Origin of the sequence: Streptomyces sp. NPDC088554 (assembly GCF_044752945.1) — a bacterium.
Taxonomy (GTDB): domain Bacteria; phylum Actinomycetota; class Actinomycetes; order Streptomycetales; family Streptomycetaceae; genus Streptomyces.
Map to the genome: position 1 here is coordinate 319,452 of NZ_JBIVMF010000003.1, position 14,644 is coordinate 334,095.

A 14,644-nucleotide genomic window follows, 5' to 3' on the forward strand; every position below is an offset into this window, starting at 1 on the left:
TGCCGGGGGTCAGATGACAGTGACAGGGAACGGTCCGCTGAGCGGTGTGCGTGTGGTCGAGCTGGCCGGTATCGGCCCCGGCCCGTTCGCCGCGATGACCCTCGCCGACCTGGGCGCCGATGTCGTACGGGTCGACCGGCCGGGCGGCGCCGGGCTCGGGATCGACCCGGCGTACGACCTCACCAACCGCAACAAGCGCTCCGTGCTGATCGACCTCAAGACCGAGGAGGGCGTCGCCCGCGTCCTCGATCTCGTCGAGCGCGCCGACATCCTCGTCGAGGGATACCGCCCCGGCGTCACCGAGCGCCTCGGGCTCGGCCCGAAGGAGTGCCTGGAGCGCAACCCCCGGCTGGTGTACGGGCGGATGACCGGCTGGGGCCAGGACGGGCCGCTCGCCGAGCGGGCCGGGCACGACATCGGCTACATCGCCGTCACCGGCGCGCTCTCCATGATCGGCGCCGCGGAGGAGGCGCCCGCGCTCCCGGCCAACCTCCTCGGCGACTACGCGGGCGGCGCCCTCTATCTGGTCATCGGGGTCCTCGCGGCGCTCCAGCACGCCCGTACCCCGGACGGCGCCGGGCAGGTCGTGGACGCGGCGATCGTCGACGGCACCGCCCATCTCACCACCATGATCCACGCCATGATGGCGGCCGGCGGCTGGCAGGACCGGCGCGGGAGCAATCTGCTCGACGGCGGCAGCCCCTTCTACGGCTCGTACGAGACCTCCGACGGCCAGTACATGGCGGTCGGCGCGCTGGAACAGCGGTTCTACAACGAGTTCGTGGAGCTGCTGGGGATCGCCGGGGAGCTGCCCGCCCGCAAGGACTTCGCGCGCTGGGACGAGCTGCGGGACGCCGTCGCGGCCCGGTTCAAGGAGCGGACCCGCGCCGAGTGGACGGCGGTCTTCGAGGGCTCCGACGCCTGTGTGGCGCCCGTGCTGTCGCTGCGCGAGGCGCCAGCGCACCCGCATCTCGCCGCCCGGTCCACCTTCACCGACCACGCGGGCCTGACCCAGCCCGCCCCCGCGCCCCGCTTCTCCGCCACCCCCGCTTCCGTACGCAGGCCGCCCGCGCGGCCGGGCGCGGACGCCGCGGAAGTCGCCCGCGACTGGGGGCTGCCCGTACGGGACGGGGCCTCCGAGCCCACCGGCTGACCCGCTTTTCCGTACCGCATCCCGAAAGGCATCCTCGTGACCACCGAAGCGTTCGTGTACGACGCGATCCGCACCCCGCGCGGCCGTGGCAAGGCCACCGGGGCCCTGCACGGCACCAAGCCGATCGACCTGGTCGTCGGCCTGATCCACGAGACGCTCGCCCGGTTCCCCGGGCTGGACCCGGCGGCCATCGACGACATCGTGCTCGGGGTCGTCAGCCCGATCGGCGACCAGGGCGCGGACATCGCCCGGATCGCGGCCATCGCCGCAGGACTGCCCGACTCGGTGGCCGGCGTACAGGAGAACCGCTTCTGTGCCTCCGGGCTCGAAGCCGTCAACCTGGCCGCGGCCAAGGTCCGTTCTGGCTGGGAGGAGCTGGTCCTGGCGGGCGGCGTGGAGTCGATGTCCCGGGTGCCGATGGGCTCGGACGGCGGGGCCTGGGCCATGGACCCGATGACCGCCTTCGCCACCGGCTTCGCGCCCCAGGGCATCGGCGCGGACCTGATCGCGACCCTCGGCGGCTACAGTCGGCGCGATGTCGACGAGTTCGCCGCGCTCTCCCAGGAACGGGCCGCCGCCGCGTGGAAGGACGGCCGCTTCGGCCGCTCCGTCGTTCCCGTACGCGACCGCAACGGTCTGACCGTCCTCGACCACGACGAGCACCCGCGCCCCGGCACCACCGCCGACTCGCTCGCCGCGCTGAAGCCGTCCTTCGCCACCCTCGGGGAACTGGGCGGCTTCGATGCCGTAGCGCTCCGGAAGTACCACTGGGTCGAGGCCATCGACCATGTCCACCACGCGGGCAACTCCTCGGGCATCGTGGACGGCGCCGCCCTCGTGGCCATCGGCTCCCGGGAGATCGGCGAGCGCTACGGACTGACCCCGCGCGCCCGGATCGTCTCCGCCGCCGTCTCCGGCTCCGAGCCGACGATCATGCTGACCGGCCCGGCCCCCGCCAGCCGCAAGGCGCTCGCCAAGGCCGGACTGACCATCGACGACATCGACCTGGTCGAGATGAACGAGGCGTTCGCGGCGGTCGTGCTGCGCTTCGCCGACGACATGGACCTCTCCCTGGACAAGGTCAATGTCAACGGCGGCGCCATCGCGCTCGGCCACCCCCTCGGCGCCACCGGCGCGATGCTGCTGGGCACGGTCATCGACGAGCTGGAACGACAGGACAAGCGGTACGGCCTGGTCACCCTCTGCGTCGGCGGCGGCATGGGCGTCGCCACCGTCGTCGAACGCGTCTGACCCCCGCCACGGACCTCCCCGATACGGAGCAGCAGCATGAGTGAGTCCACCACCCCGGCTTCCGCCACTCCGGACTCCCCGGAGTCCCCGGCCATCCGCTGGGAACAGGACGGGACCGGTGTCGTCACCCTGATCCTGGACGACCCGAACCAGTCCGCCAATACGATGAACCGGGCCTTCAGGGACTCCATCGAGGCGGTCGCGGCGCGCGCCGAGGCCGAGAAGGACGGTATCCGGGGCATCATCGTCACCTCCGCCAAGAAGACCTTCTTCGCGGGCGGCGACCTCAAGGACATGATCGGCTTCACCCCGGCCGACGCCCAGCGGATCTTCGACGGTGGCATGGCCGTCAAACACGCCCTGCGCCGGATCGAGACCCTCGGTAGACCCGTCGTCGCCGCGATCAACGGAGCGGCCCTCGGCGGCGGTTACGAGATCGCCCTCGCCTGCCACCACCGCGTCGCCCTCGACGCGCCGGGATCCCGGATCGGGCTGCCCGAGGTCACGCTCGGACTGCTGCCCGCGAGCGGCGGGGTCACCCGTACCGTACGGCTGCTGGGCATCGCCGACGCGCTGCTCAAGGTGCTCCTCCAGGGCACCCGGTACACCCCGGCGCGCGCCCTGGAGAACGGCCTGGTCCATGAGGTCGCCGCCACCCCCGACGCGATGCTCGCCAGCGCCCGCGCCTTCATCGACGCCCACCCCGAGTCGCGGCAGCCGTGGGACACCGAGGGCTACCGGATCCCCGGCGGCACCCCCGCGAGTCCCCGCCTCGCCGCCCGACTGCCCGCCTTCCCCGCCACCTTGGTGAAGCAGACGGCGGGCGCGCCCTTCCCCGCGCCGCGCGCCATCCTCGCGGCGGCTGTCGAGGGCTCCCAGGTCGACTTCGCCACCGCGCAGACCATCGAGTCCCGCTACTTCACCGGACTGGTCACCGGACAGACCGCCAAGAACATGACGCAGGCGTTCTTCTTCGACCTCCAGGCCGTCAACTCCGGCGCCTCCCGGCCCCGGGACATCCCCCGGCGCGAGGCCCGCAGGGTCGCCGTCCTCGGCGCCGGGATGATGGGCGCGGGCATCGCGTACTCCTGCGCCCGCGCCGGACTCGACGTCGTCCTCAAGGACGTGTCCAGGGAAGCGGCGGAGAAGGGCAAGGCGTACTCCGCCGAGCTGCTCGACAAGGCGCTCGCCCGGGGCCGTACGACCGGGGCGGAGCGGGACGCGCTGCTCGCCCGGATCACCCCCACCGCAGACCCGGCCCAGCTCGCCGGGTGCGACATCGTCATCGAGGCGGTCTTCGAGGACACCGCGCTCAAGCACAAGGTGTTCCAGGAGATCCAGGACCTCGTCGAACCCGACGCGCTGCTCTGCTCCAACACCTCCACCCTGCCCATCACCGTCCTCGCCGAAGGGGTCTCCCGGCCCGCGGACTTCGTCGGTCTGCACTTCTTCTCCCCGGTCGACCGGATGCCGCTCGTCGAGATCGTCAGGGGCGGCCGGACCGGCGACGGGGCGCTCGCCCGCGCCTTCGACCTGGTGCGCCGGATCGGCAAGACCCCGATCGTCGTCAACGACTCGCGCGGCTTCTTCACCTCACGGGTCATCGGGCGCTTCCTCAACGAGGGCGTCGCGATGATCGGCGAGGGCATCGAGCCCGCCTCGGTCGAACAGGCCGCCGCCCAGGCCGGCTACCCCGCCAAGGTGCTCTCCTTGATGGACGAGCTGACGCTCACCCTCCCGCGCCGGATCCGCGAGGAGACGAAGCGCTCGGTGGAGGAGGCGGGCGGCGTCTGGACCGGACACCCCGCGGACTGGGTCATCGACCGGATGGTCGACGAGTTCGGCCGTACGGGACGGGCCGGCGGCGCCGGTTTCTACGAGTACGACGGGAACGGCGCCCGCACCCGGCTGTGGCCGGGGCTGCGCGAGCACTTCGGCACCGACACCACCGATGTCCCCTTCGCCGACATGCGGGAGCGGATGCTCTTCGCCGAGGCGCTGGACTCCGTGCGCTGTCTGGAGGAGAACGTCCTGACCTCGGTCGCCGACGCCAACATCGGCTCCCTGCTGGGCATCGGCTTCCCGGCCTGGACGGGCGGTGTGCTCCAGTACATCAACGGGTACGCGGGCGGCCTGCCCGGATTCACCGCCCGTGCCAGGGAGTTGGCCGAGCTGTACGGCGAGCGGTTCGAGCCGCCCGCGCTGCTGGTCGCGAAGGCGGCGGAGGGCGGGACGTTCACCGACGGCTGAGGAGGCGGCGGTTGCCGAAGCGGCTGACGGCGCGCTCGCGCCGTCAGCCACCGGCCGTCAGCTTTTCTCCTGGCTCTCCGGACTCTCCTGGCTCTCCGCCGCCGTGAGGTACGCGATGACCATGTCGCCCAGCAGCGCGCGGTAGTGCTCCCTGCGGTCCGGGGCGGTGAGATCGCGGCCGAACAGGCTGTGGAACGTATGCCGGTTGGAGACCCGGAAGAAGCAGAACGAGCTGATCATCAGATGCAGGTCGATGGCGTCCACCTCGGCGGTGAACACACCCTGGTCCCGGCCCGCGTCCAGGATCCGCCCGATCATCGCGATGGCGGGGGAGTTGAGCGACCCGAGCCGGGTCGAGTCCGCGATGTGCTCGGCCTCGTGGATGTTCTCGATGGAGACCAGCCGGATGAAGTCCGGGTGCGCCTCGTGGTGATCGAAGGTGACCTCGGCCAGCCGCCGGATCGCGGAGACCGGGTCCAGATGCTCGACCTCGATCTCCTGCTCGGCGGCGCGGATCACCCCGTACGACCGTTCGAGGACCGTGGTGAAGAGCTGCTCCTTGCTGCCGAAGTAGTAGTAGATCATCCGCTTGGTGGTGCGGGTCCGCGCGGCGATCTCGTCCACTCGCGCTCCCGCGTAGCCGAGCCGGGCGAACTCGGACGTGGCGACGGCGAGGATCTCCTCCCGGGTCCGCGCCGCGTCCCGGGTCCGGGTGACGGGCCGGGTGGACGGGGGGACGGCGGCTCCCATGGGGCTCCTCGCGGCGGTGTGCACGGTGGGCGTCAGTCTAACGAGACGGTCTGCCGCGCTCCGCGGTGTGCTGGGCGGCCAGCCGTACGAGGGCGTTCTGCGCCCCGTAGCCCCGGTAGCCGCCGGTCCGCTGGACGAGTTCGAAGAAGACGCGCCCCACGGTGACGGTGTAGCAGTGGTGGAACTCCCCGTACTCGTCGCGGTCGTAGAGGATGCCCGACTCGCGCAGGGCGGCCAGGGTGTCCGGGGCCAGGTCGTAGCGGGCTTCGAGGTCGTCGTAGTAGTTGTCGGGGATGGGCAGCAGCCCGGCTCCGTGCTCCCGCACCCGGCGCGCGGTGGCGATGATGTCGTCGGTGGCCAGCGCGATGTGCTGCGGGCGCTCGTCCCGCTCGCCGGGGCCCGGGGCGACGTTCAGGGCGATGCGCAGGGTGCCCTCCGGGTTGGAGACGGCGCGGCTGCGCAACAGCCCGAAGGGGTCCGGCAGATCGAGGCTCTCGTGCGGGTCGAGGCCGAGCACGCTGCGGTAGAAGAGGGACGCCTCGTCGAACTGGTGCCAGGGCTGGGGCAGGGCGACATGGTCGATCCGGGTGATGCCCGCGGGCTCCCGGGCCTCGGCGGGCCCGGGGGCGAAGTCGGCGGTCCAGCCGGTGCCGGACTCCGGTTCCGTACAGCAGAAGAAGAGTTCCGTGCCGTCCGGCGCGGCCACCGCGTCCAGCGGCGCGTCCCCGGGCGCGCGGCGGCGCGGCACGACCGGCGCCAGCAGTGATTCGGCCCGCAGTACGGCGCCCTTCTGGTCCGGGGTCTCCAGCCCGAGGGCGGCGAGCGTCGCTCCGTCCCGCCGCCCCGCGCCCGCGCTGCTGAGCAGCACCCGCGCCTCACCCTGCTGCCACAGGTCCACCGGCTTGGTGGCGTGCCGTCCCGTCCGGCTGAAGCCGAGGGACTGCAACAGCACCCGCAGTGGCTCGGTATCGGCGGTGACCAGCTCGGCGAAGGCGAAGGAGGCCGGCACCACGGGCGCGGGCGGCTCGGTGAGCCCGGCCGACTCCTCCAGCCAGCGGAGCGAGCGCATCGCGTCCACCGCCGTACGTCCCGCGTCGCCCTGCCGGAAGACGTCGTTGAACACCTCCAGGGACAGCGGCCCCGTATAACCGGCGCGTACGGCGTGACCCACCAGGCTCGCGACGTCGAAGTCGCCCTGGCCGGGGAAACAGCGGTAGTGGCGGCTCCACTGGAGCACGTCCAGCGCTATCCGGGGGGCGTCCGCGAGCTGGAGGAAGAAGATCTTCTCGCCGGGAATGGACTCGATGCCCCGGGGGTCGGAGCCGCGCGACAGGATGTGGAAGCTGTCCAGACAGGTGCCGAGCGCCGGGTGGTCCGCCGCCTCGACGATGCGCCAGGCATGGTCGTACGTATCCACATGGCGTCCCCAGGCGAGTGCCTCGTACGCGATGCGGACGCCGTGTCCGGCGGCGCGCTCGGCGAGCCGGTGCAGCTGCTCGGCGGCGAGCGCGTCGTCGTCGACGGCGTCGGGCGAGACGCTGGAGCAGACCAGCAGGAGGTCGGCGCCGAGCCGTTCCATCACGGCGAACTTCCGCTCGGCGCGCCGCAGGGTGTGGGCGAAGACCTCCTCGGGCACCGCCTCCGCGTCCCGGAACGGCTGGTAGAGGTCGATGCTCAGCCCCAGGTCGGCGGCGCGGGCCCGGACCTCTTCGGGGCTGAGCGGGCCCGCGATCAGGTCGTTCTCGAAGATCTCCACCCCGTCGAACCCGGCGGCCGCGACGGCGGTGAGTTTCTCGGAGAGGGAGCCGCTCAGCGACACCGTGGCGATGGACTTGCGCAGGGGGGTGTTCCGCACGGGGTGGTTCCTCACGGGAGCGGTTCTACGGTTGCGGGATGGGGGCGCCGACGAGATCGGCGAGGTCTTCGAGCATCCGCTCCGGGTGCGGTTCGAGGCCGGTGAAGAGCCGGAAGGCGTCGGCCGCCTGGAAGACGGCCATGGCGCCGCCGTCCAGGGTGGGGCAGCCGGTCGCGCGGGCCAGCCGCACCAGTTCGGTGTCGAGGGGCCGGTAGACGACTTCGGCCACCCACAGATCAGGGCGGAGCAGCCCGGCGGGCAGGGGCAGCCCCGGGTGGTCGGCCATGCCGGTGGGGGTGGCGTGGACGAGACCGTCGGCGGCCGCGATCCGGGCGGTCAGCTCGGAGGGGGTGGCGGCGCGGGCCCGGCCGGGCCCGAAGTGCTTGTTCAGCGACTGGGCGAGGGCGCTCGCGCGGTCCCGGTCGATATCGGCCAGGATGAGTTCGTCCGTACCCAGGTCGAGCAGCGCGTGTGCCACGGCGGCGCCCGCGCCGCCCGCGCCGAGCTGGACGACCTTGCCGGTGGGGACCCCGGGCAGACCGCGCGTGAAGGACTGGGCGAAGCCGGTGACATCGGTGTTGTGACCGATGGACCGGCCGCCCCGGAAGACGACCGTGTTGACGGCGCCGAGCGCCTCGGCCCCCGGCGACAGCTCGTCCAGGTGCTCGATCACCAACTGCTTGCAGGGGTGGGTGATGTTGAGCCCGTCGAAGCCGAGCGTGCGCGCGGCCCGCACCAGGTCGCCGACGCCCTCGGGCGTGATGCCCAGCGCGTTGATGTCGAGGGTCCGGTAGATCAGCCGCAGACCGTGCCGGTCGGCCTCCCGCTCGTGCAGCGCGGGGGAGAGCGACGGGCCGATGCCCGCGCCGATCAGACCGGTGAGGTACGAGGAGGAGGCGACGCTCATCGGACCGCCTCCGTCAGCAGGGCGAGCTGCGCGAGCCCGAGGGCGTAGCCGTGCGCCCCGGCTCCGCAGATCACGGTGTCGGCCACGGCCGACACGTAGGAGAAGTGCCGGAAGGGTTCCCTGCGGTGGATGTTGGACAGATGCACCTCGACGATCGGCAGCTCCGACGCGGCGAGCGCGTCGCGCAGCGCGACCGAGGTATGGCTGTAGCCGGCGGGGTTGATCAGGATGCCGCGGTGCGTGATGCGGGCTTCCTGCACGGCGTCGATGAGGACACCCTCGTGGTTGCTCTGCCGGAAGTCGGCGCGCAGTCCGTGCGCGGCGGCGGTGGTGTGGCACAGCGCCTCGATGTCGGCGAGTGTGTCCTTGCCGTACACCTCGGGCTCCCGTATGCCCAGCAGGTTGAGATTGGGCCCGTTGAGTACGAGTACGGAGCGGGCGGGGGTGTCCGGGTTCGCCATCGTGATCATCCCAGTGTGTCGGTGTGTGGGGAGGGTTCCGGGGGCCGGGTCGCGGCCGCTCAGGCCGGTATCTTCGCGGGTGTGTTCGCGCGGTCCGCGCTCGTCCTCCCGCCGTGCTTCACGCCGAGTCCGGCGGTGGGCACCTTGTGGGTCTCGCGGCCGAGCAGCACCGCGAGCGAACTCAGGGCGCAGAAGGCCGCGGTGAAGGTCGCGACGCCGAGCCAGTTGTCCCCGCCGGGGCCCGCGATCTCCGCCGCGAAGCCCACCGAGAACCCGGCGACGGCGAAGCCGATCTGGGTGCCGATGGCCATGCCCGAGAGCCGGACCCTGGTGCTGAACATCTCGCCGTACAGGGAGGGCCAGATTCCGTTGGCCGCGCTGTAGACCACACCGAAGAACGCGACTCCGGTGAGGAACACCAGCGGGTAGGAGCCGGTGGAGATGGCCCACAGATAGACGAAGACCATCACGGCGGAGCCCAGCGAGCCGATGAGGAACACCGGTTTGCGGCCGATCCGGTCCGAGAGCTTCGCCCACAGCGGGATGGCGAACAGCGCCACGGCGTTGGCGGCGACCCCGAGCCACAGCATGGCCGACCGGTTCATGCCGATGGCGTCGCTGGTGGCGTACGACAGCGCCCAGACGGTGAAGATGGTGCTGGCGGTGGCGATGGTGGACGCGGCGACGACGCGCAGCACATCGACCCAGTAGTTGCGCAGCAGATGGACCAGGGGCAGCTCGGCGGACTCGTTCTTCGCCGCCTCCTGCTGGAATACGGGGGTCTCCTCCAGGTTGCGCCGGATGAAGTGGCCGACCACCGCGACCACCACACTGAGCAGGAAGGGGATCCGCCAGCCCCAGCTGTAGAGCTGCTCGTCGGGGAGCGCGGCGACCGGGATGAAGACCAGGGTGGCGAGGATCTGGCCCGCCTGGGTCCCGTTCAGTGTGAAGCTGGTGTAGAACCCGCGTCGGTGTTCCGGTGCGTGTTCCAGCGTCATGGAGTTGGCGCTGGCCTGTTCCCCCGCGGCGGAGAGCCCCTGGAGCAGGCGCATCAGGACCAGCAGGGCGGGCGCGGCGGCCCCGATCTGCTCGTAGGTGGGCAGACAACCGATGAGGAAGGTCGAGATGCCCATCAGCATCAGGGTGAAGACCATGATCCGCCGTCGGCCGAGCCGGTCCCCGATGTGCCCGAGGACGAGTGCGCCGATGGGCCGGGCCGCGTACGCCACACCGAAGGTGGCCAGCGAGATCAGGGTCGCGGTCGCGGGATCGTCCGGGTCGAAGAAGACCTTGGGGAAGATCAGGGCCGCGGCGCTGCCGTAGATGAAGAAGTCGTAGTACTCCAGGGCGCTGCCGATCCAGGCGGCGAACGCCGCCTTGCGGGGCTTGCCCTCGGGAACCTCGGGGGAGTGCGCGGGCTGCGAGGCATCGGGCGAGTGAGCGGACACGCGGGCTCCTCTGCGGGGGACAGCAAGAGAGTAGGGAAAGGCGAGGGGGGCGGCTGGCTCGGCCACTAATTAACGCACTAGGTAGTTAATTGCGCTGTGGAGGATCCTGGGACGGGCGTGGGTAACTGTCAAGACATCTCGGCGAAACTTTTTCGCCGCGCGGCCGAAATCAGCGGTACGCGCCGGGGATCGCCCTCTTTTGAACAGGAGTTGACCTGGGTAGCTTCGGCCCCATGGAGATCGGTACGCGGGGAACCCGCTGGTCGCGCAGGACGTGGGCCGCGGCGGCGGCCGCCGCTCTGCTGGGGGCGTTGCTCACCCCGGCGGGAGCTGCCGCCGCCCCGGCCACCGGGGTGGGCAGGGAGAGCCGGCCCGTCTACTCGTACGAGGACGCCGTCCGCGAATCCGTCTGGGTGGACACCGGACTCGACACCGACGCGGACGGCCGCACCGACCGCGTCGCCGTCGACATCATCAGGCCCCACGAGCCGGCGCTCCGGGGCCGGAAGATCCCCGTCATCATGGACGCCAGTCCGTACTACTCCTGTTGCGGACGGGGCAACGAGAGCCAGCGCAAGACCTACGACGAGAACGGCGCCCCGGCCGGCTTCCCGCTGTACTACGACAACTACTTCGTCCCGCGCGGCTACGCCTTCGTCGCCGTCGACCTCGCGGGCACCAACCGCTCCGACGGCTGCGTCGACGTCGGCGGACGCTCCGACATCCAGTCCGCCAAGGCCGTCATCGACTGGCTGGGCGGCCGCGCCCCCGCGTACTCCAGCCGCACCGGCACCGACCGCGTACGGGCGGGCTGGACCACCGGCGCCACCGGGATGATAGGCAAGAGCTACGACGGTACGATCGCCAACGGCGTCGCCGCCACCGGTGTCCGGGGGCTCAAAACGATCGTCCCCATCGCCGCGATCAGCTCCTGGTACGACTATTACTTCCAGCAGGGCGCCCCGCTCTACGGCTCGGGCCCCGACTGGCTGTCGAACTACGTCGAGAGCCCCGCCGCCCGCACCCGCTGCGGAGCCGTCCAGCGGAGTCTGATCGACGGGGCGCCCCGCTCGGGCGACACGACCCCGCTGTGGACCGGCCGCGACTACGTACGCGACGCCCGCAAGGTCAGGGCCAGCGTCTTCGCCGTCCACGGCACGCAGGACCTCAACGTCCGCGCCAAACACCTCGGCCAGTGGTGGGACGCCCTCGCCGACGCGGGCGTCGAGCGCAAGATCTGGCTCTCCACGACCGGCCATGTCGACCCCTTCGACTTCCGCCGCGCCACCTGGGTCACCACCCTCCACCGTTGGTTCGACCACTACCTCCTCGGCTACGACAACGGCATCGACCGCGCGCCCATGGCCGACATCGAACGCGCCCCCGACCAGTGGTCCACCGACCGCAGCTGGCCGCCGCGCGCCACCGCGCCGGTCGCGCTGCGCCCCGCGAACGGCACCGCCCCCGGCGTCGGCACGCTCGGCCGTACCCGCGCGCCCGCCGGTGCCACCGAGACCTTCACCGACGACCCCCGGCTGAACGAGGAGGACTGGGCCGCCGCCGTCGACAGCCCCACCGCCGCCCAGGCCGGGTTCATCACCCGCCCGCTCGGCCGCGCGCTGCGGCTGGCCGGTTCCCCGAAGGTGACCGTCACCGCCGCCTCCTCCACCGCCACCGCCCATCTCTCCGCCGTCCTGGTCGACCTGGGCCCCGACACCATCCGCGACTACGGCGCGGCCGGCGAGGGCATCACCACCCTCGACGACCGCACCTGCTGGGGACCGGGCACCGCCGTCGACAGCTCCTGCTACCGGGAGACCGCGGCCGACACCACCGAGGTGGACCACACGGTCCTCAGCCGGGGCTGGGCCGACCTCGGAACCCACGCGGACCCGGACAGGGGCCGCCCGCTGGTCCCCGGCACGCCGTACACCCTCACCATCGACCTCGCCGCGAGCGACCATGTCGTCCCGGCGGGCCACCGGCTCGCCCTGATCATCGGCGGTACGGACCGGGGCCTCGTCGACCCGCCGTCCACCACCCCCGCGCTCACCCTCGATCTGGCCGGGACGACCGCGACCCTGCCCCTCGTCGGCGGCGCCGGAGCCTTCGACCGCGCCACGGCCGGCCCCGCCCCGACGTACAGCGCGCCCCGAGAGCCCCGTCCCAGCGGTGTGGCCGTGCCACGCCTCACCCCTCCGATCCCGGGAGACCACAACCGATGATGTCCCGCTACGGACCGCGTTTTCGCCCCCTCGCCCTGGCGGTGACCGCCGTGGCGCTCGCCCTGCCGCCGGCCACGGCCCCCGCCCCCGCCCACGCCATCACCGGGCCCACCGCGCCGCGTACGGCCTTCGAGACCAACGGTAGTACGGAGTGGACCGGGCAGCCCGAGGAGCAGGAGTTCCTCTCCGCCGTCACCCGGGGCAGCGGCCGCGCGACCCTCACCGCCATCGGGACCACCCGGCAGGGCCGCCCGCTCCAGCTCGTGGAGCTGGGCGCCCGGCGCGCGCCCGTCACCGTCCTGCTGGTGTGCAGCCAGCACGGCGACGAACCGTCGGGACGCGAGGCGTGCCTGTCCACGGTCCGCGATCTCGCCTATGCCGGGGACACCGCCACGAAGCGCTTCCTGTCCCGTACGAACGTCCTCGTCGTGCCCACCGCCAACCCGGACGGCCGCGCCGCCGACACCCGGGGGAACGCCGACGGCGTCGACATCAACCGCGACCACATCGCGCTGAAGACCGCCGAGGGCCGTGCCCTGGCCGCCGTCATCCGCGACCGGCGGCCGGACATCGTCTACGACCTGCACGAGTACGGCGCCACCTCGCCGTACTACGACAAGGACCTCTTCGACCTCTGGCCGCGCAACCTCAACACCGCCCCCCGGGTGCACGACGAGTCGCAGACCCTGTCCGAGCGGTACGTACGCCCCGCCGCCCACGACGCGGGCCACTCCACCGGTACGTACGGCATCTGGACCGATCCGGTGACCGGCGATCCCATCCGGCAGACCGCGGGGGACGGCCAGGAACGCATCCTGCGCAACGTGTCGGGCGTCAAACACTCCCTCGGGCTGCTCATCGAGAGCCGGGTCAACCCGCTGACCGACGCCGAGAAGGCCGACCCCGCGCTCAACAACCGGCGCCGGGTGACCAGCCAACTCGACGCACTGGACGGCCTGTTCGCCTTCAGTGCCGAGCGCGCGGCCCGGATCGCGGCCGCCACCGCCACCGCCCGGCAGGCCGGGTGGAAGGATCGGGGCCCGGTCTATCTCGGCGGCGCCGACAACGAACCCGCCACCCCCGCCCAGATCGTCCGGAACCCGCCCTGCGGCTATCGGCTCGACGCCGCCCAGTACGCCGACGTCAAGGACGAACTCGCCCTGCACGGCGTGCTGTCCGTCCCCCGGGGCACGGGCGCGTTCGTCCCCCTGCGGCAGCCCCTGCGCGCGCTGGCCGCGCTGCTCCTCGACGGACGGGCGGAGTACCACCTGACGGCGGGCACCCCGGCCGGCTGCTGACCCCGGCCGCCCGGCACACTCACACCGTCACCAGCCGGGCGGCCTCCTCCGCACACCCCCAGGCCACGGTGACACCCGCACCACCGTGCCCGTAGTTGTGCACCAGCCGCCCGCCGCCCGGCAGCCGTACGGCCTCCAGCCGCACCACGGGGCGGGCGGGCCGCAGCCCCACCCGGTGCTCCAGGATCCGCGCGCGGGCCAGCGCGGGCCGGATCCTGGAGCAGCGCGCGACGATCGCGTCCGCCTCGGCCGCGTCCGGGCCCAGCGCCCAGGAGTGCTCGGTCGCGGTCCCGCCGAGCAGCACACCGTACGGCTGGGGAAGCACGTACGTCGTCTCGGTGGTGCCGGGCACGGTCCCCACGAACCACTCGTCGACCCCCGGGTTCTCCACGACCACCAGCTGTCCGCGCACCGGATACACCGACGCGTCCGGCACCAGCTCCCGGGCGCCGAGCCCGGTGCAGTCGACCACCACCCCGGCGTCGCGGGCCGGCTCGGCGAAGCCCGTCACCGTACGCCGTTCCACCACCGCGCCCGCCGCCCGCAGCCGCTCCTTGAGGTACCGCAGGTACACAGGCATGTCGATCAGCGGGACGGCCGCCCGCAGTCCCTGGCCGAAACCGGGCGGCAGCTCGGCCGTGTGGGCCTCGCGCAGCCCGCGTACCTTCGTCGTCCACCTGCCCAGACCGTCGAGCGGCGTGTCGGTCATCAGCCCCGCGACGATCCGCACCCCGGTCGCGTTCGGGTCCCGCGCGAGCAGTTCGTAGTGGCGCAGCGAGTCCTCCAGCCAGCTGTCGACCCGCGGCGCCGGTTCGATGCGATACGGCCAGAACAACGCTGCCGCCACCGCGGAGGTGGTCCGCCCGACCGGATCCCGTGTCCACAGCGCGACATCGAGGCCGCTCTCCGCGAGGACCACCGCCGTGGTGAGCCCGATGACGCCGCCGCCGACCACTATCACATCGCTCTTCCTGCCGCTCATGCCCGGACCGTAGCGGACTCCGGGAGCCGGGCCCATTTCATGAGCACCGGACCGGAAGGAATCC

Annotated in this window: 11 protein-coding genes; 5 read left to right on the forward strand and 6 right to left on the reverse strand. The window is 72.3% G+C overall.

Annotation, left to right across the window (positions count from 1 at the left end; translation table 11 throughout):
* Window positions 1–13 precede the first annotated feature (13 nt).
* From ACIP8W_RS05375 to ACIP8W_RS05385, 3 genes are read left to right on the forward strand one after another with little or no spacing between them, the layout of a single operon-like run.
* A complete protein-coding gene (locus ACIP8W_RS05375; protein ID WP_401953307.1) occupies window positions 14–1,153 on the forward strand; it encodes a CaiB/BaiF CoA transferase family protein in 1,140 nt (379 codons plus the stop codon).
* 36 nt (window positions 1,154–1,189) lie between these two features.
* Window positions 1,190–2,404 carry an acetyl-CoA C-acetyltransferase gene (locus ACIP8W_RS05380; RefSeq protein WP_402202007.1) on the forward strand — a complete coding sequence of 405 codons (1,215 nt, stop codon included), beginning with the start codon at window positions 1,190–1,192 and terminating at the stop codon, window positions 2,402–2,404.
* Between the two features lie 36 nt (window positions 2,405–2,440).
* Complete coding sequence (locus ACIP8W_RS05385; RefSeq protein WP_401953312.1) at window positions 2,441–4,654, forward strand: 3-hydroxyacyl-CoA dehydrogenase NAD-binding domain-containing protein; 2,214 nt, start codon at window positions 2,441–2,443, stop codon at window positions 4,652–4,654.
* 57 nt (window positions 4,655–4,711) lie between these two features.
* On the opposite strand, the gene ACIP8W_RS05390 is transcribed toward ACIP8W_RS05385, so the two are convergent.
* From ACIP8W_RS05390 to ACIP8W_RS05410, 5 genes are read right to left on the reverse strand one after another with little or no spacing between them, the layout of a single operon-like run.
* A complete protein-coding gene (locus tag ACIP8W_RS05390) occupies window positions 4,712–5,404 on the reverse strand; it encodes a TetR/AcrR family transcriptional regulator (RefSeq protein ID WP_402202010.1) in 693 nt (230 codons plus the stop codon).
* A gap of 37 nt (window positions 5,405–5,441) precedes the next feature.
* Entirely contained in the window at window positions 5,442–7,244 is a 1,803-nt protein-coding gene (locus ACIP8W_RS05395; protein ID WP_402202049.1) for a bifunctional sugar phosphate isomerase/epimerase/4-hydroxyphenylpyruvate dioxygenase family protein, read from the reverse strand.
* Window positions 7,245–7,284: 40 nt separating this feature from the next.
* The gene (locus tag ACIP8W_RS05400) at window positions 7,285–8,166 is read right to left on the reverse strand and encodes a shikimate dehydrogenase (RefSeq protein WP_402202012.1); all 882 of its coding nucleotides are present in this window, start codon (window positions 8,164–8,166) and stop codon (window positions 7,285–7,287) included.
* The gene (gene aroQ / locus ACIP8W_RS05405; protein ID WP_402202014.1) at window positions 8,163–8,627 is read right to left on the reverse strand and encodes a type II 3-dehydroquinate dehydratase; all 465 of its coding nucleotides are present in this window, start codon (window positions 8,625–8,627) and stop codon (window positions 8,163–8,165) included. The genes ACIP8W_RS05400 and aroQ overlap by 4 nt, the downstream gene beginning before the upstream one ends.
* A gap of 59 nt (window positions 8,628–8,686) precedes the next feature.
* Window positions 8,687–10,075, reverse strand: coding sequence for an MFS transporter (locus ACIP8W_RS05410; RefSeq protein WP_401953322.1), 1,389 nt, complete (start codon window positions 10,073–10,075; stop codon window positions 8,687–8,689).
* A gap of 233 nt (window positions 10,076–10,308) precedes the next feature.
* Here ACIP8W_RS05410 and ACIP8W_RS05415 point away from each other — a divergent pair, with 233 nt between their 5' ends.
* Complete coding sequence (locus tag ACIP8W_RS05415) at window positions 10,309–12,300, forward strand: Xaa-Pro dipeptidyl-peptidase (RefSeq protein ID WP_402152244.1); 1,992 nt, start codon at window positions 10,309–10,311, stop codon at window positions 12,298–12,300.
* Complete coding sequence (locus ACIP8W_RS05420) at window positions 12,300–13,598, forward strand: M14 family metallocarboxypeptidase (RefSeq protein ID WP_402202051.1); 1,299 nt, start codon at window positions 12,300–12,302, stop codon at window positions 13,596–13,598. The genes ACIP8W_RS05415 and ACIP8W_RS05420 overlap by 1 nt, the downstream gene beginning before the upstream one ends.
* A 19-nt stretch (window positions 13,599–13,617) precedes the next feature.
* Here ACIP8W_RS05420 and ACIP8W_RS05425 read toward each other — a convergent pair whose 3' ends face one another.
* Window positions 13,618–14,580 (reverse strand): FAD-dependent oxidoreductase, encoded by a 963-nt coding sequence (locus ACIP8W_RS05425; RefSeq protein WP_401953328.1) that lies wholly within the window; start codon window positions 14,578–14,580, stop codon window positions 13,618–13,620.
* Between the last annotated feature and the right edge of the window lie 64 nt (window positions 14,581–14,644).

Bases quoted from the DNA above. Each gene is read 5' to 3' on its own strand.
- aroQ (WP_402202014.1), bottom strand. From the start codon at position 8,627: ATGGCGAACCCGGACACCCCCGCCCGCTCCGTACTCGTACTCAACGGG.
- ACIP8W_RS05385 (WP_401953312.1), top strand. From the start codon at position 2,441: ATGAGTGAGTCCACCACCCCGGCTTCCGCCACTCCGGACTCCCCGGAG.
- ACIP8W_RS05425 (WP_401953328.1), bottom strand. From the start codon at position 14,580: ATGAGCGGCAGGAAGAGCGATGTGATAGTGGTCGGCGGCGGCGTCATC.
- ACIP8W_RS05375 (WP_401953307.1), top strand. From the start codon at position 14: ATGACAGTGACAGGGAACGGTCCGCTGAGCGGTGTGCGTGTGGTCGAG.
- ACIP8W_RS05415 (WP_402152244.1), top strand. From the start codon at position 10,309: ATGGAGATCGGTACGCGGGGAACCCGCTGGTCGCGCAGGACGTGGGCC.
- ACIP8W_RS05400 (WP_402202012.1), bottom strand. From the start codon at position 8,166: ATGAGCGTCGCCTCCTCCTCGTACCTCACCGGTCTGATCGGCGCGGGC.
- ACIP8W_RS05390 (WP_402202010.1), bottom strand. From the start codon at position 5,404: ATGGGAGCCGCCGTCCCCCCGTCCACCCGGCCCGTCACCCGGACCCGG.
- ACIP8W_RS05420 (WP_402202051.1), top strand. From the start codon at position 12,300: ATGTCCCGCTACGGACCGCGTTTTCGCCCCCTCGCCCTGGCGGTGACC.